The organism is Halorientalis brevis, assembly GCF_042678165.1.
Lineage (GTDB): Archaea > Halobacteriota > Halobacteria > Halobacteriales > Haloarculaceae > Halorientalis > Halorientalis brevis.
Map to the genome: position 1 here is coordinate 386,513 of NZ_JBHUDJ010000002.1, position 24,117 is coordinate 410,629.

A 24,117-nucleotide genomic window follows, 5' to 3' on the forward strand; every position below is an offset into this window, starting at 1 on the left:
AGTAGGACGGGCGAGTCGACCCGCTCGCCGCAGTGTTCACGCCGTTTTTGCCTCTGGCACCGCGTCGACGTACTGCCGTTCCCACTCGGCGCGGGCCGTGAGTTCACGCTTCCCCCGCCTGGTCAGGCGATACCAGTTCGTCCGCCGGTCGTGTTCCCCTTTCTCGACGAGTCCCTTCTCGACGAGCGTATCCAGATTCGGATACAGCCGCCCGTGGTGGATCTCCGTCTCGTAGTACTCTTCGAGTTCGTCCTTGATCTCCAGGCCGTGTGGCTCGTCCGTTCCGGCGATGACGTACAGCAGGTCTCGTTGGAATCCTGTCAAGTCGTGCATACTCGTTTTAATGAGTATTCGCTATAATATATCTTCTGTTGTGACAGAATTATAACTACTGCCGGGGTGGGTGCCTGGTAGTCGGGTCACACGGACTGCACGGGGTAGTCAGTCGACTGTTCGGCAGCGCGGCGGTCAGTCAGCCTCCGAGTACACGCGACGCCGAGAACCACTGATGGCGGAGTCGTCTCGTCTTCGTCGGCTGCAGGTCTCCGTCGTGCAGTTCCTGGGACACATCTGTGCAGTTGTCATCCCTCCGATGCAATTATCAGCCGTGGCTGGGGACGATGCCGTATGGTCCCCCTCCCCGTCGGTACTCGCTACAGTCTCTGGTATCGTCCTCTCCGGCCCACCTACGGGCACTGTCCCGCGCCGTCGTCGTCCACGCCGACGCACTCGGTCCGGGGGTGGTCGTGATGTCGGCATTCACGGAGCGGCTCGTCGCTGGCTGGGAGCGTGCGTCGCGTCACCTCGCGTTGGCGCTCGTGCCCTTCGTGACGGCGCTGCTGAACACCCGGAAGATCGAGCAGGTCCTCCAGTTCGACGGCCAGCACGTCGGCTTCAAACTCGGGTTGCCGGTGGGGGTCGTCGACGTCTGGCAGTTCACCAGCGTCCCGAACACCGGCGTCACGGTGTCGACCGGCCTCCCGGTCTCGACGCCTGCGGCCCTGCTCTTCGTCCCGCTGGGGATCGCGGTGAAGGCCGGACTGCTGGCGGGCTACTTCGGCAGTCTCCGAGACGTGCTCGCGACAGACGCGTTCGACTTCGCCGCGAACGCGCGCACGTACTTCTGGGAGTTTCTCCTCTACGAACTCGTCCCACTCGTCCTCGTCGGGCCCCTCGTTTTGCTCGCAATGCAGGGCGGGCTGCGTGCTGCCGGGCCGCTGTTCGTCGTCCTCTTCCCCGCGATCATCGTCGGCTCGTACCTCTTCTTCGCGACGCCGTATCTGCTGGTCCTCCACGAAACCGGGCTCGTGCCAGCGGCGAAGCGATCGTACGCGCTCGCGACGGCGGGCGGGCCGTATCTCGGGTTCGCACTGCGGTTCGCTGCCCTCGTTTTGGCCGTGTCGGCGGTCGTGACGGTCGTGGTGGTGAACCTTGGACCACTTGGAATCGTGCTCGGCACGATCGGCGTCGCCCCGGTGGGTGTGGCGCTCAACCTGGCGACGATGGAGTTCGTGGCCGACCTCGAAGAGCGTCTCTCGGCGCGTGAGCAGGAAGGGGGCTCGGGAGCGAGCCCGGTCCGGTGAGTGCTCCCTCAGTACTGGTTCGTCTTCCTTCCCGGCGACACGATGCTGTCGGGACTGACTCGTGACACAGCCGGCGATGGGTTCAGTGGAGACGGTCGAGCGAGGGGCGATGTCAGTGACTGCGAAGGCCCTCGCGACTCCGGTCCTGCGGCCCGTTTCACCCTCGCTCTGGGATTTGACCGGTCGGCTTCGTGGTGTAGTTCACGAGCGTCGGTGTTTTGCTCCTTTGACGGTGACCGCGCTCGTGCGCTGGCTGGCCGAGACCCTCGCCACGAACCCCCTCGTTCCCCCTCCAACTACAACCAGTACCCCTCCTCAGCGCGTTCGAGCGGGTGTCTGGGCGGTGTTCACGCGGTGGGGGATGCTCATACGTGCCGATTTCTTCCGTGGGAAACCACCCTCAATAGACGGATAGAGCACTATTGGCGTGTCATACTGGTCGTGCGAGCACAAGCACTATCGGCGCGCCGAGCCTACACTCGCTGATACACGATGGCACGGATATTCAAATCGCCGGCGTCGTACGTCCAGGGACGTGGCGTCGCCGACGAGATCGGTACGCACGCGCAGTCACTCGGCGACGAGGCGCTGTTGCTCGCCGACGACGTCGTCCTCGGCATCCTCGAGGACGGCGTCCTGGCGAGTCTGGAGGCTGCGGGCCTCACTGCGACCGCAGTCGAATTCAACGGTGAGGCCTCGGAAGCCGAGGTCGACCGCATCACCGAGCTCGCCGAGGAGCGAGGGGCAGACATACTCATCGGAGCGGGCGGCGGGAAGGCGCTCGACACCGCGAAAGCCGTTCGGCAGCACCTCGGGTGTGCGATGGTGTCGATGCCGACGGTCGCTTCGACCGACGCGCCGACGAGCGCGCTCTCGGTCATCTACAGCGAGGCCGGCGAGTTCCAGGAGTACTGGTTCTACGACGATCACCCGGATCTCGTGCTGGTGGACACCGACGTCGTTGCGGACGCGCCCACCCGCTTTTTCCGGTCGGGGACCGCCGACGGCCTCGCGACGTGGTTCGAGGCCGACGCGACCGCGCGCTCGGACGGGGAGAACGTCGTCGGCGGGACGCCCACCAGAGCCGGCCACGAACTAGCGCACCTCTGTTACGAGACGCTGCGCGACCACGGCGTCGCCGCCGTCGACGCGGTCGAGCGCGACGCCGTCACCGAGAGCGTCGAGGCCGTGACGGAGGCGAACACGCTCCTCAGCGGTCTCGGCTTCGAGAGCGGCGGCCTGGCGGCAGCCCACTCGATCCACAACGGGCTCACCCAACTGGAGGCGACCCACGACGCGACCCACGGCGAGAAGGTCAACATCGGGACGATCACACAGCTCGTCCTCGAAGGCCGCGACGACGCCTTCATCGAGGACTACGTCGATTTCTCGCTGGAGATCGGGCTCCCGGTCACGCTCTCGGACATCGGGCTCGACGCCCCAGCCGACGAGGACCTCGACGTCGTCGCCGAGGCGGCCTGTGCCGACGACGAGACGATCCACAACCAGCCGTTCGCAGTCACCCCGCCGATGGTCCGTGATGCGCTCGAGACCGCCGACGAACTCTCCCAGCGCGTTCGCGAGAGCCGCTGAGCGCACCCCCTCACGCGGTCGCGCGATTCACCGTGGTTCTCACTGCGGTTGCAACCCAACCTTTCCAGTCTCCAAGTAAGCGAGCGATATCTATTCGGTATGGGGTTCGAGAAATTAACAAAGTGCCACGAGGCCGAAGACGGGAGTCATGAGCACAGACGACGGGCCGACCCCGGTTACGTGGGAGACCTTCCCGCGCGCACAGTTGCACGCCGAGATGGAGCGCTTCGCTGACTGGGGCGGGTTCGGCGAGTTCTATCACTACCGAACGCTCACTCCCCTCGACAAGCAGGTCGAAGCCATGATGAACCGTGACACGCTCTACTCGCTCGCCGTCTTCGACCTGACCGACCCGGTCACTATCACCATGCCGGACTCCGGTGACCGCTACCAGTCGATGATCGTCCTCAACGAGGATCAGTACGTCAAGCTCTTCGAATATGGTCCCGGCGAGTACACGTTGACACAGGACGACATCGGGACCCGGTACGTCTGTGTCGCAGTCCGCACGTTCGTCGACCCCGACGATCCGGACGACGTAGCGACCGCCCAGCGATTACAGGACGACCTCACAGTGAGCCAGGACTCGGCTGGTACGTTGGCGCTTCCCGACTGGGACACCCACTCCCGCGACGACCTCCACGACGCGATCGTCACGATCAGCAAAACGATGGACGACTTTCGGGGCGCCTGTGGGGACGTCGACGAGGTTCACCCCGTGAAGTTCTTGCTCCAGAGCGTGACGACGTTCGGGTTTCCGGAATCCGAAGCGCTCTACCTCTCGCGGGTTCCCGACCAGAACGACGGCGAGACGCCACATACCCTCACCGTCGACGAGGTCCCCGTCGACGGGTTCTGGTCGGTCACCGTCTACGACAGCGACTGGTATCTCGCGGCGAACGAGTACGACGCGTACTCGGTGAACAACGTGACCGCGGCGCGCAACGACGACGGCGGTGTCACGATCCACTTCGGCGGTGACCCCGATCAACCGAACTTCCTCTACACGCCCCCGGAGTGGACCTATCTGGTCCGACTCTACCAGCCGCACGAGGAGATCCTCGACGGGGGCTACCAGTTCCCTGAATCTCGTCCGGTCGAGTGACGCGAGCACGCGGCTGACCAGTTCGTGGTCGCTGGCGGCCGATTCCTGCTCGTTCGTCGTGGGTGGCGTGACCCGTCTCATCGGGAGTTTGGATGACCATATTTCAGTGGATTGGGGTCTGCCAGGAGAAGATGAATCAGCCGCTCACCCTCCGTGCATCCGACCTATCGGGACTCCGGTGTGCCACAGGGAGTCTCCATGTACGTGGGACTGATCCCGATTGCGGGGTTCGCACTCTCGTTGAGACTGCCGACCGTGACGACGGCTCCGAGACAGCCCGGATCCTCGTGACTGTCCCCGTAGTACCTGTCGTAGTCGTCCTGTGTGAACGTGTACTCCCAGGAGGTGGACTCTCGCTCGCCGGACTCCTCGATGTGATGGGCGTGAATGGTATACTCTCCCTGCGTCTCGGGCCACGACGGCGCAATAACCGTCCCAGGCGTGCCGTTTGCAGCGTCGATCGCGGGTAGCGAGAGCGTCCGATCGAGCAGGTCGGTCTCATCACGGACCACCAGGAGGCGAATCCGGTTCGGGACGAGAGACGAATTGACGACTGTAATCTTGCCGAGGACTGTTCCCGACTGACCGGCCCCACGGATGGCTGCACACCCCGCGAGCGGAACACTCCCAACTGCTGCCAGGCTTTTGAGTGCGGTGCGTCGGTTCATTGGTGACCTCGATCAGGAACTGCAGACACTGCGTGCGTGGAGGGCATCGTCCGTCTACGCAGGGTGTGATACGCCTTCGATAAGTATCTTCGCTGTCTCGACCCCCCGGGCGTCGAGGAGTACGAAGTTCGTTGTCTGGCCCTGCTACCGAGCGCTAGGAGCCGACTTCGAGCGCCATAGCCGGTGGTTTCCACTCGTCGCCGGTGAGGTTTCTGTCGCCAAAATGGGTGATGGCGAGCAAACACCTATCAGTGAAGACCGGCCCAGCCGGTCTCGTGGAGGGTTGAACAGATGACACAGCAACGCTACAGTGGCCAGACCCCCGATGCGGCGCTCGAGGCGTTCATCAACGGCTTCTGTCGCGCTAACGAACTGGACGCGAAATCGTATTCGTATCAGGACCGGTCGATCGAGTCCGATCCCGCCGATCACAGCGCGGACTACAAATTCTCGTTCTCCAGAATAGAGGAGTCTGGTCGTGTGGTGTATCGTGACTACGAGGGTTCCATCTCCGAGACGCAGGCCGGATACGAAGTGCGTCACTGGGAGTCGAGCGTTCGGGATACTGGGCGGGCACCGAAGCCGCCCGGGGAGACGCCAGGCCGGTTACGTGGGCGGCGGCCGCGGGATCGACGTTACTGATCCTGTGTTGTCTCCCGATGGGTAATCGACTTATCAGGTCACCGCGATAGTAGGTAGTATGCAACGTGCGGTCGCTCAGGACCAGGTGCTCGACCGGGCGTACTCACTGTCCCCCACGGAGTTCGAGGTCCTCTGTAAGGTCGTCCTCGGTGAGTCACTGTCCTTTGCCTCGCTGTCGGTAACGCCCCAGTCACACGACGGCGGCATCGATATCGAGGGACGGCTCGATCACGACTGGGTGGCGGCCGACTTCGGCGTGCAGGCCAAACGGAACGCGACCGACAACACGGTCGGCAGTGATCGCGTCCACCGCTTCGCCGGAGCCCTGCTCGACAGCGACTATCAGATCGGGACGTTCATCACCACGAGTTCGTTCACCGGCCCCGCGGTGGAGACGGCCGAGCGGCTCCCTGTGAAGCTGGTGTCGGGTCGCGACCTCTCGGCGGCCATGGTTGATCGCGAGTTGGGTGTCGTGTCGACTGATCACGGGGACGAGTTCGAGCTCCACGACGGCTTCTGGCAGACGCTCGAACGGAGTGACGAGGCCATCCCGGCGAGTGAGGTTCCATTGTCGCCGAACTTCGAGCGGATGCGTGCCGTGCTGGCGGCGATGCGTGAAACCGATGGGACGGCGGCCAGTCTCCGCTCCTGGGTCAATCAGGGCACGCTTTACGCGGGAGAGTTGAGTGACCGCCACACCTACATCAACGCCAATTCGGCGACGGCGCTGGGCTGGGCGCGGAAAGAGCCTCCCGTCGGCTCGCGGGACGTCCAGCGCTGGGGGGTGACGGCTGCCGGCGCCGAGTATCTCGACGCCGAACTGGGTTCGCCGCGGGAGCGTGAGCTTCGGTGTGCGGCGATCCGTTCCGTCGAGGTCGTCGAACTGGTCTACGAACAGCTTCGGGCCGAAGGTAAACTCTCGATGGATGCGATCGATTCGTTCCTACGCGAGGAGACGACGCTTTCGGGTGCGAGTGTTGATCGGCGTGGGAGTACGGTTCGGTCGTGGCTGACCGAGTTACCGGACGTTTCGATGGAACGATCCGGTCACGAGAAGTACTACGTGTATTCGCCGGCGTAGACCGCTGTTGTCCGCCATTCGCCGCTGGTGATCTTTCTGTCGCCAGGAATGGGCGGTGGCGACCGAACAAGACTGCATCGAAGCACTGCAGGATACTGATCGGACAGACGTAGATAACGTAAATTATCACGATAGCAGGGTGAATCTCATACTCTCTTATGTGAATTTTATGTGCCCCTGAGGGGTGCGGGCGCGACTTCAAATCCGAAGACGCGTCCAACACTGATTGCTATGATTACGGAAGAAGATTGTATTGAGGCACTTCGAGAAGCTGCACAGATCCTCGGCGAGTCCCCGACCAAAGCCGAATACGAAAATCTCGATATCACGCCGTCAGCATCGACGATCCTCAGGCATTGTGATGGGTGGAACGACGCGAAAGAGCAGGCCGGACTGGAAACGAACTTTTCCAGAGGGAAACGTGTCCAGGACAAGCCCGACGACGTCGAGTTACCCGATGGGATGGAGTGGGCCGAACTCTCCCAGGATCAACGCTGGCACTACAGACACAAAGACGAGAACGCGGAGCGGACGCTCCAGCGGCGAACAGAGCTCCGACAGTGGCTTCACACGCTCAAGAGTTCGAGTGATGGGTGTTCCGAATGCAACGAGTCGGATCCAGCTTGCCTCGATTTTCATCACCTCGACGGCGAAGACAAGGAGGCGGACGTCAACAAGATGGTTCCGCGTGGCTACTCGAAGGCGGATATTCGAGCTGAGGTGGAGAAATGCGAGCTGATCTGTGCGAACTGCCACTGGAAATCACACCATACTGCGTCCGACTACATGGACAGTATCGAACACGTCGCAGATCCCCGTGCGTCACTGGAAACCAGAGCCACCGAGGAGGTCGCAACCCAGCTCGCAACTGCTGAAATCCCTTTGACCAAAGAGGAACGAATCCGGGCGTGGACGCACGCTTACAAGCGAGCGCGTGGCTGTCACTGCTGTAACGAGGATGCGGCGATCTGCCTCCAGTTCCATCACAATGGTGAGAAACGGCTAGGCGTTGGGCAGATGATTTCGGACAGCTATCCGATCGCAGAGGTTCTGGCAGAGGTTGAAAAGTGTGTTGTGCTCTGTGCGAACTGCCACCGAAAGGAACACTACGAGGTCGTACCGGGCGAGAGCCCGTCTGAGGAGTAGATTCGTGATAAGGGCCGTATTCCGATCTGAGAAATCTCTGTAACCCTGTCCCAGTGCGAGGCCCACTTCTCTTCAGGTAGCAATCGTTGTGCCATTCTCGGACTATGGGGCTCGGTAACAGTGCTGTTAGCCCGCGGACTCCGCAATACATATTAACCACTGCGGCTAACCATTGACTGTCTCGTTGGGAACCGGATGACGGTGACCGGCGAAACATGTCAAAGTCTCGTGGGGTAGCGGCCAATCCTGTTGCCTTCTGGGGGCAACGACGGAGGTTCGAATCCTCCCGAGACTACTTTACTACCGAAATTACGCTCCTTAGAGCTTTGTATGCCGGTTTAATTCTTATCCGAAGGCACACATTTCAATGATGGAAAACTGGGAGTTATGTCCGAAAATCACGCTGTCATTTCTGTACTGATCGACTACTCAGCGGGTCGTCTTGCAGAACCTGGGAGATTCTCTCAACGTTGCCAGTCTCTCAAGGCGAAATCCCTCTCTCCCAAGTATGCGAACCAGCCAGCCCACGACCCACCACCCCACCCTCCGCTCCCGGCCTTCGGCCGGCAGCCACGACCGTTTCCACTCGAACCACTCCGGAACTGGCAGAACTGAGAAACGGTCTCGTAGCCCCGACCGGATCAGACGGCGTCACGGTGGCACAGAAGAGAAGTCCAAAAGCGTCAGTCCAGTTCGAGCAAGTAGTGACTGTCTGCAACCACCTCCATTGCACTGAGACAGGGCTGTTCCTCGCCCTCCCCTGGGCCAGTACATTCGTAGATGTCGTACAGCAACCCGCGGTCCGTCGCTTGCGCGCGGAGATACACGGGAATGATTTCGGCAACTGTCGGTGACAGCTCCTGTTCGACCGCCAGATACGGATAACAGAGCTTGTGCTTGGCGAGCGCTCGCTCTCGCCCGGTCTTGGCTTCCAGCACGACTAGGACACGCTCCCCGTCCTGGCGCGTCATCACGATGGCGTCGATCTCCACCTGGCCGCCGTTGTGGTGGAGGACTGTCGGGAGCGCACGATGCGGCTCGAATTCGAAGTCGAAGGTGGAGGCGATCGTCGTGGGGGCGGCCCCGATCTGCTCGACGTCGAGATCGAGCGCCCGACTGAGCAGCCCTGTCGACAGGGCGAAATTGACGAGCGAGGACTCGGAGAACTTTGGGAGCATTCGATACACCTCGAGCATGTCTCGAGCCTGTTGACTGATCGCGTCGGCGTCAGCCCCACCGGGCGAAAAGTCGAGGTGCGTACGCTGGTCGGTGTCGAACCCGGCTTCGTCGATGAAGAAGTCGTCCAGTTGGCCCGGAACCCTGACCAGGGCGAACTGCGTGCCCCGGCCTTCCGATGCACGCCCCAAGCGAAGGATCATGGTATCGTGCTCGGCGAGGGCGGTCGCCAGGTCGCGCCGGGTATCGATCGAAATCTCCGCGGCAGTACGATAGTCGCCCGGGTCTTCACCACTGTCCCGCAGGTAGTCCAGAAACGACTCCGGCCCATACAACCCAGCAGACTCACCGTCAAGCTGCTGGAGGGCAGCCGTCCAGTGACTGTCACCCATTCCGTGACATCACATACGAACAACAGATAAAATTTCCAGTATAATTTCAGTGGGACAGAGAAGCAATCTCTCGTATGGATCGACAGTCGGAATGGGACGTCACCGACCATATGATCGGCCAGACCAGGTAACTCCCAGCCCTCGACCGGAGGTATCGATGTGGCCTGTATCTTCAAGTTACCACTCTGAGATACCCAGCGCATGGCCAGTGCGGCCCCCGAGTTGACGGAACCGCACGTCCTCGCGCACACGAAGCGGCGGCTCTTCCCGGACGAGGATACGGAGAACACGTATGCGGTCGTCGACACGCAGTTCGCCCAGGAGCGCTGGATCGACGACCAGCGGATCGACGACGAGGTCCGCGACCGCCTGGCGCCGTTCAACCACGTCCAGCTCGGTTCGGGCTACCCGGACCTGGTCGGCGTCCGCCCGGTGGACAACGACCTCCTGGCTGTCGACCGCGTCGGGGAGGAGCCACCACTGATCGCCATCGAGGCGAAAGGCTACACCGGCACCCAACGGCCGGACGTCGAACGCGGGATCGTCCAGGCGTACGACCGCCTCGGCGAGGCGAACGTCGCATTCCTCGCGGCACCCCAGGATTCGCTGTCGCAATCAGCACGAACCCTGGCTCGCGAACTGAACGTCGGTATCCTGGCCGTCGACGGCGATGGGGCCGTCACGGCAGCACTCGAACCGCGGGTCGTCGGGAATCGAACGTCCAGCGAGGTGTCGGCGATTCGCTTCCAGGCGAGCGCGCAGGGCGTCGCGGACACGAACTTCAGTCTCAACCACCCGAAGAACTATCTCGCCTATCCTCTGGCCGTATATCACGAGGCGCGGACCGAAGACGTCCTCGCGGAGAGGGTAGTGAAGGCGGTCGACGGGGCGCGGACGGGGGCGGAATTCCTCGATCTCATCGCAGTCGAACCCGACGGCGTGCAGCTGCGCCCGCTCGGCAGGGAGGTCGTCAGGTTCGCCCTTCGCGAGTACGGCTCGGTCGATGCGGCACTCGACGGCTTCGCGGACTGGAAACGCTCGCGGACACGGTTCTGTGACCTCGCTCCGACGTGGGGACAGGTGGCTCGCCGCGTCGTCTACGAGTATCCGGGGACGAAACTGCTCGTCGAGGAACTGCAGACGATGCACGACGACGGCATCCCGGAGCCATCCATCGTCGAACTCGTCGAGTATCTCCATGACCAGAGCCCCACTTTCACCGTCGAACTGTTCATCCGGGGGACCGACGACGTGCGGCAACGCGTCCTCGATGCGGACGGCGACCTACAGCGGGACCAGCTCGAGAACGGCGACGTGTATCACTCACCGACAGTGTTCCAGTTGAAGACGATGCTCTATCACGCTGGGATCCTGACCGAAAGCGGCGTCGAACCGTCGAATCTCGACCCGACACGGGACGAGTGGGCTCTCAGAGAACCGCTCGACAGATTCCGCTAAACACGGGTCTGAGGGTGACTTCGACAATCTTCAGGACGAGTCTCTGGAGTGGGGCGTCGGCTCGACTGGGGATCGGGACCGACGCATGGCGGAACTCGACCTCGAACGCCGGGTCAGCGAGGACATCCGTGACCTCACCTTCCTGCTGGGTGACCATCGACGACGAACCGGGGACGGAGAGCAAGCGGGCCTACGTCGAGCGGAACGCGCTGGCGCTGGTCAGTCACCGAACCGCTACCTCCGTGGGTGTGGCGACGTCGGTTATCGCCGGGCTTCGAGGTCTCCCAGCGCCTTCTGAAAGCGTTCTCGGTGGACGGCGGCACCGGTCGACGCCCGCTCGGCTACGACATCGGCGTACGACTCGAACGCCTCGGCATCCGAGTCCGTCGCCAGCACACAGTCGACATAGCCGTCGAGTGCCGTCTGAAACGCCCTGGCATAGTGGTCGTAGGCAGCGTCGACGAGGTCGATGTTGTCGTCGATGCCCTCGAACAGCGCGCGGTAGACGGTCGCTGCCGCCTGATACTCGTCTCGTGTGCGATACTCCTCGGCAACGTCGAACAACTGCGAGAAGTCGATGGCCTCCGTGACGACCGAATCGTCCGCCGTGTGCTGAGCGAACAGCCGGTCGACTTCGGGACGGTACTCGTCGACGGTTTTGGCTGTCGTGTCGCCAAACCGAGCGAGAAATCGGTCGCGGAAGTCCCGGTCAGTGGCGAGTGCGTCGGTGACGAACGCACGTAGGTCGTCCGCCGGAACGTCGTCGAGGATGGCCTCGACGCGCTCGCTCTCGTCTGTCGGTGGAGTCACAGCTGTTTTGAGCAATACTGCGACGACGTGCTTGCAATCTCCTGGCCCGTCGTACGGACACGTACAGTGTGGCGTGCTGGCTTCGTCGTCCAGGTCGATAGTGACGTCGTACAGCTGTGATCCGCTGACAGCCGCAGTGACGACGTCGCCGTACCGCTCGATCCGCTGGATTCGTCCCTCGTCACGATAGGTCTGGCCGCGCTCGAAAACCGCATCGGTACATCGGTCTCGAATCGTGCTCTCAGTGATGTCCATGGTGTGCAGTCGAGGCGCTGGTTCGATGAAGGCGGTCGCACAGCGGCGTGCCCGTGTATTCGTTCTGGAATCTACGACCGGAAATAACGTTTTGGACGCGTTGGTACACCGACTGGTCCCTCGTGACGGGTTACCGGGATCGATCATCGAAACCGGTCAACAAACGACTGGGAGAAGTCGTCTCTGATCCGCGCTCCGAGCGTTGTTGCAAAATAACGAAGTTATTCATTTCGGATAGCTAGTCAGCGTCAGGGCGGCAGATGGCGATCGTAGACGTTCTTTCGGTGACCCACGGCCTCGACGATGAGGCAATCGTCGTTCCGGTCCCAGGTGATGATGGCGCGGTAGTCGCCGGCTCGGAGTTTGTAGTAGGGCCACCCGGTGAGTGGGTCGAGGCGGTGTTCGGTCCAGTCCCGTGCCTCGGCGAGTTTCTTCAGGATGCGTTCGCGGGCTTCGGCCTCGAGTTCCTCCAGCTGCTCGTCTGCTTGCGGCGTAATCTCGACATCGGTCATGCGTGCCTACTCGTCGATATCCACGTCGTACTTTTCCGCGACCTCGTCGAGAGACCGCGTCTCGCCTCGCTCACGCTGCTCGCGGCTCTCTTCGAGGGCATCGACCGTTTCCTCGGACAGCGTGACCGGCGGGTTTACCCAGTCACGCAGCGCATCGCGGATGGCTTCGGACTTGCTGGAGTAGCCACGCCGCTCCCACTCTTCATCGAGACGCTTCAGCAGGGCCTCAGGGACGCGAACGTTGATCTTCTCCATTCGATCGTCGCCGGCGTCCGTGTCGGTGCTCATATACTGTGATACAGCGGTACTACACAAAGGTCTTGCCCACCCGGATACGGGTGGAGCTACTAACAGAGCGTGGTATTCGGGCCGCAGTGAAGCGCACGGCTGAGGCCGCAGCCGCACAGACTGGTGATCCGGACTTCGAGGAGGTCAGCAGTCACGACCTCTGTCGGCGGTTCGCGCAACACCTCATCGTCGACGAGGACTACGACTCGGCCTCCCTGGGCTCTCTTGCAGAGCAGGTCAGCGAGACAGATCCCCCTTTGATCCGAGGACGGCGCTGTTTCGAGAGGGACTCCTTACCGACGAACTGGGTGCCCGTGCCTCGCAGTGCTCGCCGCCTCGTCCCGACCACGATCGTCTCTCTGTGGGACGTCATCCGACGCTTCACACCCGTGCGTCGGCGGGTGACGGCCGCGTCATCCACCCGCTCTCGTGTCCCGTCGCCTGCGAGGCTCGTCACTCACCTGGCACTGGGATTTTTGGTGACCTCCCCTGATATCTCACCGTATGGACACCTTTCGATGGCACCTGGAACGGAGAGATTCGGTGGTGAACGGTCTATGAGCTACGTGTTCTGGGCCGTGGTCGCGATGGTCTGCTATTCCTTTGCGTTTCTCTTCATGAAACTCGCACTGCGTGGGCTGCCGACGTTTACCGTCATGCCGATCGCGATCCTCACCCTCGCAGCGGGGGCGACGGCCGTGGCGTTCCTGGTCGGCGAGTGGTCGGTCCCGTCACTGACGGGGCGGCCGGTGCAGTTCGCACTCGCAGCCGGCCTCTGTCTCGCCGGTGCTGTCGTCGGGTACTTCCGTGCGCTCTCGACTGGGCCGGTGAGCGTCGTCGTCCCGATCTTCGGGATGTTCCTCGTCGGTGGTGCCCTCCTCGGCATCGTCTTTCTGGGCGAAGGACTCACGGCCAAGAAGGCCCTCGGTATCGCGTTCGGTGCTGTCGCGGTCGTTCTCATCGCCTCGTGAGGAGTTAACTGTGAGCACCTGCGGCCTGCACGCCTCTGCCAGCGGTGCTGCGCAAGCGCCGACGAGTGCGCACCTGTACTGCCTCGGGGTCCCTGAACCATGCCAGCCTCCGGATTCGTCTCTGCCGTTCTCCTCTTCTCCCTCCTGCAGCCGACCGATTACCCGTTCATCGCGTAGACGGGGTTTTCGCCACGTCGAACGCCTGCCTCACACGGAGATCAGTCACTGTCGCGGCGACGAACTCCTCGTCGGCAGCCGTCACGCCGGTGATCGCGCTAACGTAATCCTGGGGGTGAGTCGTCGACCGCCAATCGATGGACCATCGTCTCACGCTCGGCCACCTCGTCTGCTAAATCGCGCCGGGTATCGATCGAGATCTCCGCGGCGGTCCGATAGTCACGTAGACCGATCGTTGGCGATGTTTGTTCTGTTTCACTAATCTTTATTCTGCTATTGGAACATTTTCCAGATATGCCCTCCCTCGACTCCGTCGCCATCGAATGGCTCGCAAGTGGTGCGTTCGTCGTGCTCCTCGGTGCTCTCATCAAGTTCGCGGGCTGGACGTGGTTGCTGGCTGGCTACAGCGAGTCCACCTCGTCGGTGTCCGATGACGTCGTCCGAGACATGGCTGGGAACACGATCCTCCGCGTCGGGATTGCCACCGTCGTGGTCGGCGTGCTCGCGTCCGTGACGACCCCACCAGCGTATCTCGAACCCGTAGTCGGTGCGGTCATCGTGCTGGATGTGGGCCGGCTGATCTACCGGTTGAACACGTGGTCGCCCTCACAGACTGCCTAACGTGTGAGCGTGGCTCTGTATTCGAATCGAGCCACCCGTTCGTCACTGCGATGCCAACCCGGGACTGCTGAATCCCGTCGCAGTGCTGTGAACGCAGCCCCCTGAGATCGATACCTGCTGTATTCAGCGAGTCGTCTGTCCTCAGCCAGTGGTAGTTCAGAATTTCGTCAGAGGCGCCGGGCAAACACAGAAGGCACGTGCATTCGACGGTACACGTATGCCCGCCAGCCGAGCGGCAGCCGGTAGTCTCGCTCTCGGGCTCGTCCACGCGGGAGGACTACTCATCGTCGCCAGCAGCCTCGGGTACGAGGTCGGCCCAGCGAACTATTCGGTTCTTGGACTCGGATGGCGGTACGGTGGGCTGATCGTCGTGGCGGCGCTGCCAGTGTATCTCGCGAGTCGATACCACCTCGTACTGCCCGTCGTTGGATTGGTCCTCACGACGGGGTACGTCGTTGGGATGGAGCTCACACCGCCTGGCCCGACGTTTCGTGACGCCGCCGAACTCGAAGGGCTCGCCGAGCCGACCGGTATCACGGTCGTCGAGAACGGTCTGTATATCGTCCGATACATGGTCAACGCTTCGGTCTGGACGGTCGCGTTTCTGTTCCTCGGACTCGTCGAGTACGTCGCTCGCGATACCCTGCCGTGGCTCCCGTCAGTCCCGAACTCCGTTCCGGGGCTGGCGATCCCTGCCTCACGACGACGGGCGGCCGCGATCGCTGCCGCGGGCGGACTGCTCCACGCTGCCGTCATGGTGTGGTTCGCTGCTCGTCTCGGAGTGACGCTGTCCGGAGGGTCTGTGTGGCTCCTGTTTCTGTTCGGTGCTGGTGGCATGTGGGTGCTCGCTGCGATTCCACTCTACCTTCTGGTTCGCCACCGATTACTCGTGCCGTCGGCGCTGTTGACGCTGTTCATCATGCTCGATGTCCGGGCGGAGTTCACGGCAGGCGTGGAGGACCCCCACGCGCTCTACTTCGGCGGCTGGTTCCTGTTTCTGGCCGTGCTGCTGATCGCGGCAGCTCTCGAGTACGGTCTTCGCCGCTTCGACCTGGCTACGCACCTCCCAACCGGGATGTGAACCCGTCGCCGTCTTCCCACCGACCACTGTCGGCCACCCGAACCAGGAACTCGAAGCGCTGGGTGGCTGGGAGTCCCGACGAGACAACTCCTTTCCCTGCTCCCCGGTAGACACTCGCATATGGCTCGCTCGGACGACTGCGTGTTCTGTGAGATCATCGACGGAGAGCGCGACGCGACAGTGCTACACGAATCACCGGAATATCTCTGCTTTCTCGACACATCTCCCGTGACGGAAGGCCACGCACTCGTCGTGCCGAAAGAACACATCCAGTATCTCGAAGCGGCCGACGGATCAGCGCTCTTTGCGTTTCTGCAGGAGGCCCATGCGAAGGTCAAGGAGCGGTACGATCCTGATGCGACGAACATCGGACTCAACAACGGCCAGGCGGCTGGGCAGACGGTGCCCCATTGCCACTGGCACGTCATCCCCCGCTACGACGGCGACATGGTCGATCCGACGGGTGGCGTGCGGGGCGTCATTCCCGAGAAACGGACGTACGGCGAGTGACGACGGTAAGTCCGATGCCACGTACAACCGCAACTCGCGAGAAGCTTTTTCTATATACAGATGTAAAGCATGTGTATATGTCCGATGCTGATACCGGGATGGGAGACGACGGACCAGAGATGGTCCAGATCAACCTCCGACTGAGCAAGGCCTTCCTCGAGGACATCGATACGACGTGGGAGGAACAGGGATTCAACTCCCGGAGCGAGTTCCTTCGGTACGCTGCTCGTGACGCGGTGAAACATCCCGAGTTCTCCCGAGAGGGATGGAAACAGATCGCGGCGAGCGAACACGACTTACGGGCCGGTGATGCGGAGTTGGTCTCACGCGACGAAGTGATCGAGATGATGGATCAGGGTGCGGATGACGAGTGATGCGGACTGGACCTGGAAGTTCACGCCCCGTGCTGCAGACCAGTTCGACGCGCTGGATCCACATGTCCAAGACCGCATCGTCTCGAAGCTTGACGAGGTGGTGAACTCTGAGTGGCGAGATCCCGACGACTTTTTGGAGCCGTTGACTGGAGGTCCGTTTTCGAAACTCCGCGTCGGCCAGTACCGCCTCGCTTGCATCCTTGATTTCGATGCCACGGTCCTCGAAGTCCATCGGATCGAACATCGAAGCGGCGCCTATACTGCCGACGACTGAGCACGGCTCATTTGAGGGTTTCAACAGATCCCCACTGGTATATTATTCTCCGAGACGACGGCGATGTAGACGATCAGACGGTTGGCGTGCCCGGTGTCATTCCCGAGAAACGAACGTATAGTGAGAGCTGACGAGGATGCTGGACACCGAGATGACTAGTTCCCGAGCCATCTATCGTGGCAGACACCCCTGACCACTGGAAAACCCTGGTGTGTTACCATCTGCAGAGAAACGTCCGAAGAGTGTGTGCCCGAACTGACCCTCGCCAGTGTGCTGTCCGCTCACACCAACTCGAAGACGTGGACCGGCCACTCCTCCTCGTAGGACAGGTCGAACTCCGGGTCGATACCGGCTGCCTCGGGATCACGGACCTGGAGTTCGACGCGGTCGCCGATGGTGACGTCCGCGAGCGTAGCGTCGACGCGACCGGTCAGTCGCGCCGAGGAGTCGAGTTCGACCACCGCGACGGTGATCGGCGCCAAGTCGGCGAACGCGGACGGCGGCCGGTTGACCGACGTGTACGAGATCACTTCGCCGGTCCGCGGCTGTTCCTCGATCGTGACCGCCCGGCTGCCGCAGTTGTAACAGGCGGGGCGCGGCGGGAGCAGGTGGGTGTCGCACTCGGTACAGCGGGCGGCCACCAGCCGGCCCTCGGCTAACGCGTCGAAGAAGCCGGGCAGCGTGAACGGTGAGTCGGCGGTGATGTCCTCTGGTGCGAGCGGTCCTGTCGTCGTGGGGTCGGTGTCTGGCATGGATGAATCACGCTCCTCGGTCGGTAGTCAGGACGTGGGCGACGGTGTGGGCGTCGGCGACGCCGCCTTCGTTGATGAGCAGTGCGGTGTCGGCGTCGGCCACCTGGCGATCGCCGGCCTGCCCGGTGAGCTGTTCGTAGGCTTCGACTGCCTGCAACAGCCCGGTCGCCCCGATCGGGTGCCCACGGGCCTTCAGGCCGCCGCTGGTGTTGATCTGGACGTCAGTCCAGCCTGCCGACCGGTCGCTGGGGTCCTCGACGGTCTCGATGCCGCGCCCCTCGGGGGCGAACTCGGCGGCCTCGGCCAGGAGTGCCTCGCAGACGGTGAAGGCGTCGTGGACTTCCGCGACGTCGACGGCGGCGGCGTCCACGCCGGCGTCCTCGTAGGCGGTCGTAGCGGCGACGTTCGCCCCCTCGACGAACGTCAGGTCGCGCTCGGCGACGGCGAGGTTGTTGGCCGCCGAGCCGACGCCGGCCACGCGGACCGTCTCTTCACGATCGAGCAGGTCGGCCGCCACCTCGTCGTTCGCCACGACTACGGCTGCGGCACCGTCGGTGACCGGCGCACAGTCGTACAGTTTCAGCGGGGGCGCGACGTCGGCAGCCTCCATGACGGTCTCGACGTCGACTGCCTGCTGGAACATCGCCCGTGGGTTGGCCGCCGCGTTCCGGTGGTTCTTCACGGCGATCCGGGCCAGGTCTCGCTCCGTCGCGTCGGTTTCGTGGAGATACCGCCGCGCGAGCAGGGCGTACGTGGCGGGCGCGGTGACCCCGGACCGCTGTTCGAGGGCGCGCTCGAAGGCCGCACCGAGCGCGTTCGTGGCGCCTTCGGTTCCACCGGCGGTCATCTTCTCGACGCCGCAGGCCAGCACGGCGTCGTGGACGCCCGCCCGGACGTCCCGGACTGCGTTCTTGAGGGCGAGCGCTCCAGCGGCCGCACACGCCTCGACGCGCTCTGCGGGGACGTTCCGCAGGCCGGCCCACTCGGCCATGAGCGTGCCCTGCATGATCTGGTTCTCGTACCGTTCGGACTGGGCGCCGACGTACAGTCCGTCGACGACGTCCGCCGGGTCGGGCAACCCCTCGAACGCCTCGGCCAGGGCCGTCGAGAACAGGTCGCGGCCGGGCAGGTCTGTCGTGCCCAGCGGCGAGGCACCGACTGCGATGAGATGAGCTGTCGCCATCCTCTGAGGGTTGTCTTCCCCCGGTGTTAACTTTTGCAGGCGTGATAGCAGTACGCAGTTGAGAGCGTGTATCGCCTCGTCTCCTGTCTCGACACAGTTCCCAGACGTCCCTCTCGGCATCGTCGCTACTGCCGGACAGACATTCGTCAGGCGGAGCCGCTCGTCACGGAGGTTCCCCGCGGTCGACCACCCAACGAAAGTAGCAGCACCTCGACACCCGACTGCTGTTTTTCCCACGGTGTGCCGTCGTTCCCGCGACACCCGATCGTCCCCGCGTGTGCCGGCTCCGTCCTTCGATAATTCTACGCTTTTAGCGAATGGTCGCTGCCGATTGGCGTCGCAGACTCGGAGAGCGTCGGGAGCCCGCGTCCCGACACCCGTCCCTCACGAACAGGTTTCTTCGGCGATTTCCTCGTCGTCGTACTCGACCGTGACGCGTTCGAACTCACCGTCGTCGCTCTCGAGCCGAACGGCCCCCTCGTAGTCCTCGGTGAAAGTCCCGCGATCCTCGATCTCTGCCTCGACGGTGTACTCTTCGTCGTCGTCGGTGGGATCGACGTGAACCGTCTGACAGTCGTCGTCGAAACTGACGTCGGCGTCGAAGTCGTCGTCGGTGTCGTCGAAGTCCTCGTCGTCTACGTCGATCTCGTCGTCACCGTCGTCGTCGTTCTCGTCGTCATCGTCATCCTCGTCGTCCGCGTCGCACTCCTCGGACGCGACCTCCTCGCCGTCGTAGTCGACGGAGGCGCGGGAGAACGACCCGTCGTCGGTGGTCAGTTCTATCCGGCCGGTCGCCTCGAGCTCGAAGCTGCTGTCGTCGTCCACCTCGAACTCGAGGACGTACTCCGCATCGTCGTCGGTCGGGTCGACCACGAGCTCCTGGCAGTCGTCGTCGAACTCGATGTCGGCGTCGAAGTCGTCGGAATTGCCCTGGCTTGCCGCCCGAACCGGCTCGACGGCGACGAGTCCAGAGCCGAGTAGACCGGCCCCGGTGATGAACCGTCGTCGGTTGACGCTGGCTGAAAGGTAATCCTCGTGCATGCTGTCCCCGCTGTGTCGGTGCTGGGCCGGTGCGGTGCCGGTCCAGCGCACCGACGCGTACTGTACGGCTGCCAGTCTCTTCAGCAAATTTGCTCTGTGTCACGGCTTCCGCCCGTGTTACCTGCCGGTTGTCCCCGATTCGGCGTCGCCGTCGCTCGCTACGGGACCTTGATGTAGCCGTAGCCAACTTCCTGGAGCCGGGCAAATTCGCCGACGGCAGAGGGAACGGGTTCGACGCCGTCGATCAGTTGGTCTTCAGTGAGGTCTAACATCGCCATGGAGTTCTGGCAGACCCGGAACGAGACCCCGCGCTCCTGCAACGAGTTGATGCGGTCGGCGAAGTCGTTCTCCCGGCCCGGCGGCGTGTAGAGCTTGACGCCCGGCCCGTTCGACAGGAAGACGAGTTCCGTCACGGGCACCGTCTCGTCAGCCAACAGGTTCTGTGCGTTCATCAGCGCGCCCTTGTAGGCCGCCGTCTCGCCACTCGACAGGTGGAGGACCGTCTTCGCGGGCGGCGACGGGCGAGCGTCCTGGGGCTGCGTCCCGCGCTGCTCGCGCGTCGCACTGGCCGTCTCGCTCCCGAAGAGGAGGGCACCAAGCGTCCCGGCGGCCGAAACGAAGCCTCGTCGTTCCATGCACGCCGCATTCGCACGGGACGGGGTACTGCGTTGTGGCGAGATTGTTTCGCAGTCGCCAGCGGACAAGTCCCAGCCTCGAAAACTCCTTGCGTCGAGGCCACCAACGTGAGCCCTGATCCGCTCTCTTCTGCCATGGCCGCAGTCGCTGACTCGTCCGCTCGGGCGACTACAAGACGAGCTCCTCGTCGAACGGGACGACTACCCGATCGCCGCCGTCCTCGACGACGTAAACCGTGGCCTCGGTGTCGAGTACTACTGCATCTGTAATTCGCTGGATCTCACTCGCTGGCACGTCGACGCGGTCGATCGCCGGGAGCAAACACTGACGACGGTCCGCGCGGTCGAGAAGGACGTCCCCGCTCGGGAAGTGACAGATCCGCGTGACGGACCGGAAATACGGCACCGACGTCGGGTATCGCACGTGCCTGACGGTCCTCGGGTCCTCGAGGAAGTCCTGGACGTCTGTCATAGAATGGACTGGTGAGCGAGGGACGCTCCGGTTGCCCTCGCGGTCAGCGACCGCGACAGGGTGCCGAACTGATCGTCACGAGCGACCGCCGTGTTGGACGGCATCGTCACTCGAGCGGGATCTGCCGGTTTCGCATCTCGCTCTCACACTGGGGACAGGCGTCGGGTTTGTCCTCTGCGACGACGACAGCCCCACACTCGAAGCACTCGTACGGCGTTTCCTCGTCGGGAGTTTGCGTGACATCTCTCATAGTGTCTTCACGAGTGCCTCCCGTCGGCACGGGCACTCACCTGGCGATAATAAGTGTATAAGGGTATATCCAATCGTTCAGTATCAAAGCGAATTCACACGGGTGGTTAATTATTGAACCCGTCGGCTGATGCGGCGATGGACGCGCTCTGTTCTTCGAAGAGTGCGGTGAACAGTTTGCGCTGCACTGTCCGGACGTGTTGGTAGAACGCTGGTGGGGAAATGTCCAGCATCGCCGCGACGTCTTCACCGGTGCTCTCGCGCGGTGACTCGAAGAAGCCACTGTAGTAGGCCGTCTGGACGACTTCGAGCTGCCGTTCGGTGAGGTCCGCGAGGAAGTCAGCGAAGACGCCGTGTTCGGCGGCCTGATCGAGCGTCTGTTTGCTCTGGAGTTCGACGTCGGCGAAGGTGTCGGTCACCAGTTGCGTGATGGTGCGGACGTCGATGCTCGTCGGGACGTCGATGGTGAGCGTCGTCGTCGCCGGATCGGCGGTCGCCTCCCGAAAGACGGTACCGTGATCGGCGAGCTCCAGTGCGAGAAACGGTTGCGTCAGACCGAGTCGCAGGACGCCACCGTCACCGTCCACGCTGATCTGGCGGACGTCGTCGATCCCGACCAGTTCGGACGCGGCGGCTTCGACGGTCTCGGTGGCAGCGTCGTCGACGGTGACGAACACGTAGCTCCCGGTCGTCGTCTGCTGGACGCCGCCCTGATACGAGAGCGTGCACTCGGCGGCCCGCGCGAGCCGCGAGAGCACGAACGTCGGGTCGTCGATCTCGAACTCGACGCGCGTCATCGACGTCGTGAGGAGTGCGTTTTTCCGCTCGATGGCACTGAGTGCAGCGGCGATCGTCTCGCCGAGTTCGGTCAACACAGCCCGTGCCGTCTCGTCGAACGCGTTCCGCGCGTCCGCGTACACCGTCAGCACGCCGTGCGTGAGATCGCTATATCTGAGCGGGATGCTCAACACGGACATGAAATCGCGGGTGAGCGCGTCCGATCGCCACGAGTCCCTGCGGAGGTTGGCCGCGACGTTGGGAACCATCGTCGCGTCGCCCGTCGCTGCGGTTTCACCGGCCGGCTCCGTCCCCGACTCGCCGACGGCAAAGCGCTGGCTGTCCAGGTACCCCTGTTCGTCGCCGGCCCACGCGTGCGGTTCGACCGTGTCGGTCGTCGGATCGACGGTCCCGATCCAGGCGAAGCTGAACCGGTCGTCGCTCGTCAGCAGTTCACAGACCGTGTGGTCGATCTCGTCGCGCGTCTCGGCCTGGACGACGGCCTGATCGATCGCCCGAATCGTCTCGTTGATCCGGTTCAGTGCGGTGAGCTGCTCGTTTTGCTGTTGGAGCTGTCGGTCCTGTGCGCGGAGCTGTGACTCCCGCGTGACGCGGTCGAGGGCTGCTTCGGCGGTCGCGGCGAGCAGGTCGGCGAGCTCGCGAGTCACGTCGTCGAACGCGCCGACGTCGTCCGATCCAGCGACGAAGACGCCGTGATCGCCCAGCGGGATGTAGCACGCGCTTCTGAGGTCGGTCGCCCGGTTGGCGAGTCGGTCTTCCTGGTGAACGTCGTCGAAAAACAGCGTCTCCCCCGAGATGAACCCGTGGCCCGGAAGCGTGTCGCCGTCGGCGTGGACTCTCGGCAGCGGCCCGTTGAGCGCTCGCATCGCCTGGGAGTGTGCCGCCGGCCGGAGTTCGTTCGTATCGGCGTCGAACAGGTAGACGGCGCTCGCATCGACGTCCAGAACGCTCGCTGCCTCCTCGACGATGTGCTGGGCGATCTCGTCGTGCGTCTCCGCGTACAGGAACGCCCGTGCCAGTTCCTGGAGCGTGGCCAGCGCCTCCTCGCGCTGTTTCCGTTTCGTGATGTCGCGACAGCTAAACAGGAGTTTCCCCTCTTGAATGTCGACTTCCCGAACGTTGACCAGCAGCGTGTGTTCGCGGCCTGCCTTGTCGGTCGCCGTACACTCGATGTTCGTGAGACTGCCCTTTGCCCTGAGTTCGTCGCGGTCGAAGAGGTCGTCGCCGAGGAGTTCGTCGATGGTCGCTTGCTCGTGAATCTCCTCGGCAGTGTAGCCGAAGATGAAGTGGACGTTCGGACAGACGTACGTGTATTCGCCGTCCTCGTTCGTGATGAGGACGGTGTCGGTCATGTTGTTGAGCGTGACGCGATGGAGCTCTTCGGACTGGCGGAGGTCCCGTTCGAGCGTCACGCGATCCGTGATGTCGACGCCTTTGACGACGATCGAGGCGAGTTCGCCCCGTTCGTTCTCGACCGGGCGCACGGAGAAGTCGATCACGCGCCGCGCGGTCGCGTCTGGTGGCTCGAAGACGATCGCGTTCCCGAACGTGCCGTCGCGTGCCTGGTCGACGAGCCGTCGGATGTCGTTCTGGGCCGCCGTGTCCGACCACCACGGGAGGTGCCAGAATCGCTCGCCAACGGACGTGTCCTCGTCGGTCAGCTCGCGTGCTGCCTGATTCGCGCGTGCGACCGTTCCGTCGGGGTCGAGGACCCACGTCGCCGTCTGTGCGTCGTGGAACACCGCGTCGAACTGGCGCGCTCGTTCGCGGCGGATCCTCGTCTGCCGTGCCGACTCGAGTGCGTCCTCGATTCGGGTCAGGACCGTGTCGAGCGTCCGGTCGAGCGGTTCCTCGACCACGACGTAGTCGGTGACGTCGGCTGCGATCGCGTCGCTCGCGACGGTTTCGTCCCCGTCAGCCGTCCCGAGGATGACGGGCACCGTCGTCGTGGCCGCCCGGACGTCCTGGACGAAGTCGACGCCGGTCGTCTCGGCGAGCGCGTACTCGGTGACGACGCAGTCGACTGTGCTGCGGTGGACTGCATCCAGCCCCTCGGCTGCCGTTGCAACCGTGTGGACGGACGCGTCGGTCTGAGAGTCGAGTCGCGCGGCGAGTTCGCTGATCCAGCTCGTCGTCCCGGTCAGGAGGACGTGGGACGAATCGAGGGGAGACTCGGCACCTGCCATCAGTTGGCTCCGTCGAGTCTCTCGAACGCCAACGGCTGGGCCTCACCCGACTGATACCGTGCGTGCCGGCGCTGCCGCGTCGTC

The 24,117-nt window shown here is 63.2% G+C and carries 25 protein-coding genes, 1 tRNA gene and 1 pseudogene; 14 read left to right on the plus strand and 13 right to left on the minus strand.

Features of this window, described 5'->3' with window-relative positions:
* Nucleotides 1-36: 36 nt before the first annotated feature.
* Nucleotides 37-333: a PadR family transcriptional regulator gene (locus ACFR9U_RS05640; protein ID WP_247379686.1), complete on the minus strand. Its 297-nt coding sequence runs from the start codon at nucleotides 331-333 to the stop codon at nucleotides 37-39.
* A gap of 416 nt (nucleotides 334-749) precedes the next feature.
* Here ACFR9U_RS05640 and ACFR9U_RS05645 point away from each other — a divergent pair, with 416 nt between their 5' ends.
* From ACFR9U_RS05645 to ACFR9U_RS05655, 3 genes are all read left to right on the plus strand, one after another.
* Complete coding sequence (locus tag ACFR9U_RS05645) at nucleotides 750-1,583, plus strand: hypothetical protein (RefSeq protein WP_247379684.1); 834 nt, start codon at nucleotides 750-752, stop codon at nucleotides 1,581-1,583.
* Nucleotides 1,584-2,075: 492 nt separating this feature from the next.
* Nucleotides 2,076-3,176, plus strand: coding sequence for a glycerol dehydrogenase (locus ACFR9U_RS05650; RefSeq protein WP_247379682.1), 1,101 nt, complete (start codon nucleotides 2,076-2,078; stop codon nucleotides 3,174-3,176).
* Nucleotides 3,177-3,324: 148 nt separating this feature from the next.
* Entirely contained in the window at nucleotides 3,325-4,281 is a 957-nt protein-coding gene (locus ACFR9U_RS05655) for a DUF1214 domain-containing protein (RefSeq protein ID WP_247379680.1), read from the plus strand.
* A 164-nt stretch (nucleotides 4,282-4,445) separates the two neighbouring features.
* Here ACFR9U_RS05655 and ACFR9U_RS05660 read toward each other — a convergent pair whose 3' ends face one another.
* Nucleotides 4,446-4,949 carry a hypothetical protein gene (locus tag ACFR9U_RS05660; protein WP_247379678.1) on the minus strand — a complete coding sequence of 168 codons (504 nt, stop codon included), beginning with the start codon at nucleotides 4,947-4,949 and terminating at the stop codon, nucleotides 4,446-4,448.
* A 700-nt stretch (nucleotides 4,950-5,649) separates the two neighbouring features.
* On the opposite strand from ACFR9U_RS05660, the gene ACFR9U_RS05665 reads away from it, so the two are divergent.
* The 3 genes from ACFR9U_RS05665 to ACFR9U_RS05675 all read left to right on the plus strand — a co-directional run bounded on the left by ACFR9U_RS05665 (nucleotide 5,650) and on the right by ACFR9U_RS05675 (nucleotide 8,113).
* Nucleotides 5,650-6,672 (plus strand): restriction endonuclease, encoded by a 1,023-nt coding sequence (locus ACFR9U_RS05665; RefSeq protein WP_247379676.1) that lies wholly within the window; start codon nucleotides 5,650-5,652, stop codon nucleotides 6,670-6,672.
* Between the two features lie 231 nt (nucleotides 6,673-6,903).
* Nucleotides 6,904-7,818, plus strand: a complete 915-nt coding sequence (locus ACFR9U_RS05670; protein ID WP_247379674.1) for a homing endonuclease associated repeat-containing protein — start codon at nucleotides 6,904-6,906, stop codon at nucleotides 7,816-7,818.
* Between the two features lie 222 nt (nucleotides 7,819-8,040).
* A tRNA-Gln gene (locus ACFR9U_RS05675) sits at nucleotides 8,041-8,113 on the plus strand.
* Nucleotides 8,114-8,501: 388 nt separating this feature from the next.
* On the opposite strand, the gene ACFR9U_RS05680 is transcribed toward ACFR9U_RS05675, so the two are convergent.
* Nucleotides 8,502-9,386 (minus strand): DUF6997 domain-containing protein, encoded by an 885-nt coding sequence (locus ACFR9U_RS05680; RefSeq protein WP_247379672.1) that lies wholly within the window; start codon nucleotides 9,384-9,386, stop codon nucleotides 8,502-8,504.
* 201 nt (nucleotides 9,387-9,587) lie between these two features.
* On the opposite strand from ACFR9U_RS05680, the gene ACFR9U_RS05685 reads away from it, so the two are divergent.
* Nucleotides 9,588-10,844 carry a hypothetical protein gene (locus ACFR9U_RS05685; RefSeq protein ID WP_247379670.1) on the plus strand — a complete coding sequence of 419 codons (1,257 nt, stop codon included), beginning with the start codon at nucleotides 9,588-9,590 and terminating at the stop codon, nucleotides 10,842-10,844.
* A gap of 128 nt (nucleotides 10,845-10,972) precedes the next feature.
* Nucleotides 10,973-11,074: pseudogene (locus ACFR9U_RS21345) on the plus strand (GIY-YIG domain-containing protein); the annotation flags it as partial.
* A 31-nt stretch (nucleotides 11,075-11,105) separates the two neighbouring features.
* Here the strand turns inward: ACFR9U_RS21345 and ACFR9U_RS05690 are convergent.
* The 3 genes from ACFR9U_RS05690 to ACFR9U_RS05700 form a co-directional block, all read right to left on the minus strand.
* Nucleotides 11,106-11,909 carry an SWIM zinc finger family protein gene (locus tag ACFR9U_RS05690; protein ID WP_247379667.1) on the minus strand — a complete coding sequence of 268 codons (804 nt, stop codon included), beginning with the start codon at nucleotides 11,907-11,909 and terminating at the stop codon, nucleotides 11,106-11,108.
* 248 nt (nucleotides 11,910-12,157) lie between these two features.
* The gene (locus ACFR9U_RS05695; protein WP_247379665.1) at nucleotides 12,158-12,421 is read right to left on the minus strand and encodes a type II toxin-antitoxin system RelE family toxin; all 264 of its coding nucleotides are present in this window, start codon (nucleotides 12,419-12,421) and stop codon (nucleotides 12,158-12,160) included.
* Between the two features lie 6 nt (nucleotides 12,422-12,427).
* Entirely contained in the window at nucleotides 12,428-12,709 is a 282-nt protein-coding gene (locus ACFR9U_RS05700) for a ribbon-helix-helix domain-containing protein (protein ID WP_247379663.1), read from the minus strand.
* A gap of 557 nt (nucleotides 12,710-13,266) precedes the next feature.
* Here ACFR9U_RS05700 and ACFR9U_RS05705 point away from each other — a divergent pair.
* The 6 genes from ACFR9U_RS05705 to ACFR9U_RS05730 all read left to right on the plus strand — a co-directional run bounded on the left by ACFR9U_RS05705 (nucleotide 13,267) and on the right by ACFR9U_RS05730 (nucleotide 16,717).
* The gene (locus ACFR9U_RS05705) at nucleotides 13,267-13,680 is read left to right on the plus strand and encodes an EamA family transporter (protein ID WP_247380111.1); all 414 of its coding nucleotides are present in this window, start codon (nucleotides 13,267-13,269) and stop codon (nucleotides 13,678-13,680) included.
* Nucleotides 13,681-14,151: 471 nt separating this feature from the next.
* The gene (locus ACFR9U_RS05710) at nucleotides 14,152-14,478 is read left to right on the plus strand and encodes a DUF3784 domain-containing protein (protein WP_247379660.1); all 327 of its coding nucleotides are present in this window, start codon (nucleotides 14,152-14,154) and stop codon (nucleotides 14,476-14,478) included.
* Between the two features lie 217 nt (nucleotides 14,479-14,695).
* Nucleotides 14,696-15,559 carry a hypothetical protein gene (locus tag ACFR9U_RS05715; RefSeq protein ID WP_247379658.1) on the plus strand — a complete coding sequence of 288 codons (864 nt, stop codon included), beginning with the start codon at nucleotides 14,696-14,698 and terminating at the stop codon, nucleotides 15,557-15,559.
* Nucleotides 15,560-15,679: 120 nt separating this feature from the next.
* Nucleotides 15,680-16,069, plus strand: coding sequence for an HIT family protein (locus ACFR9U_RS05720; RefSeq protein WP_247379656.1), 390 nt, complete (start codon nucleotides 15,680-15,682; stop codon nucleotides 16,067-16,069).
* 77 nt (nucleotides 16,070-16,146) lie between these two features.
* Nucleotides 16,147-16,443: a ribbon-helix-helix domain-containing protein gene (locus ACFR9U_RS05725; RefSeq protein ID WP_247379653.1), complete on the plus strand. Its 297-nt coding sequence runs from the start codon at nucleotides 16,147-16,149 to the stop codon at nucleotides 16,441-16,443.
* Nucleotides 16,433-16,717 (plus strand): type II toxin-antitoxin system RelE family toxin, encoded by a 285-nt coding sequence (locus ACFR9U_RS05730; RefSeq protein ID WP_247379651.1) that lies wholly within the window; start codon nucleotides 16,433-16,435, stop codon nucleotides 16,715-16,717. The genes ACFR9U_RS05725 and ACFR9U_RS05730 overlap by 11 nt, the downstream gene beginning before the upstream one ends.
* 281 nt (nucleotides 16,718-16,998) lie before the next feature.
* Here ACFR9U_RS05730 and ACFR9U_RS05735 read toward each other — a convergent pair whose 3' ends face one another.
* The 7 genes from ACFR9U_RS05735 to ACFR9U_RS05765 form a co-directional block, all read right to left on the minus strand.
* On the minus strand, nucleotides 16,999-17,469 hold the full coding sequence (locus ACFR9U_RS05735) for a Zn-ribbon domain-containing OB-fold protein (RefSeq protein WP_247379648.1): 471 nt from the start codon (nucleotides 17,467-17,469) through the stop codon (nucleotides 16,999-17,001).
* 7 nt (nucleotides 17,470-17,476) lie between these two features.
* On the minus strand, nucleotides 17,477-18,652 hold the full coding sequence (locus tag ACFR9U_RS05740) for a thiolase C-terminal domain-containing protein (RefSeq protein ID WP_247379646.1): 1,176 nt from the start codon (nucleotides 18,650-18,652) through the stop codon (nucleotides 17,477-17,479).
* Nucleotides 18,653-19,036: 384 nt separating this feature from the next.
* Entirely contained in the window at nucleotides 19,037-19,693 is a 657-nt protein-coding gene (locus ACFR9U_RS05745; RefSeq protein WP_247379644.1) for a hypothetical protein, read from the minus strand.
* 158 nt (nucleotides 19,694-19,851) lie between these two features.
* Nucleotides 19,852-20,328: a DsrE family protein gene (locus tag ACFR9U_RS05750; RefSeq protein ID WP_247379642.1), complete on the minus strand. Its 477-nt coding sequence runs from the start codon at nucleotides 20,326-20,328 to the stop codon at nucleotides 19,852-19,854.
* A gap of 169 nt (nucleotides 20,329-20,497) precedes the next feature.
* Nucleotides 20,498-20,800 carry a hypothetical protein gene (locus ACFR9U_RS05755; RefSeq protein WP_247379640.1) on the minus strand — a complete coding sequence of 101 codons (303 nt, stop codon included), beginning with the start codon at nucleotides 20,798-20,800 and terminating at the stop codon, nucleotides 20,498-20,500.
* A 106-nt stretch (nucleotides 20,801-20,906) separates the two neighbouring features.
* Entirely contained in the window at nucleotides 20,907-21,050 is a 144-nt protein-coding gene (locus ACFR9U_RS05760) for a rubrerythrin-like domain-containing protein (protein ID WP_247379638.1), read from the minus strand.
* A gap of 106 nt (nucleotides 21,051-21,156) precedes the next feature.
* Nucleotides 21,157-24,033, minus strand: coding sequence for a bacterio-opsin activator domain-containing protein (locus ACFR9U_RS05765; RefSeq protein ID WP_247379636.1), 2,877 nt, complete (start codon nucleotides 24,031-24,033; stop codon nucleotides 21,157-21,159).
* Nucleotides 24,034-24,117 lie beyond the last annotated feature (84 nt).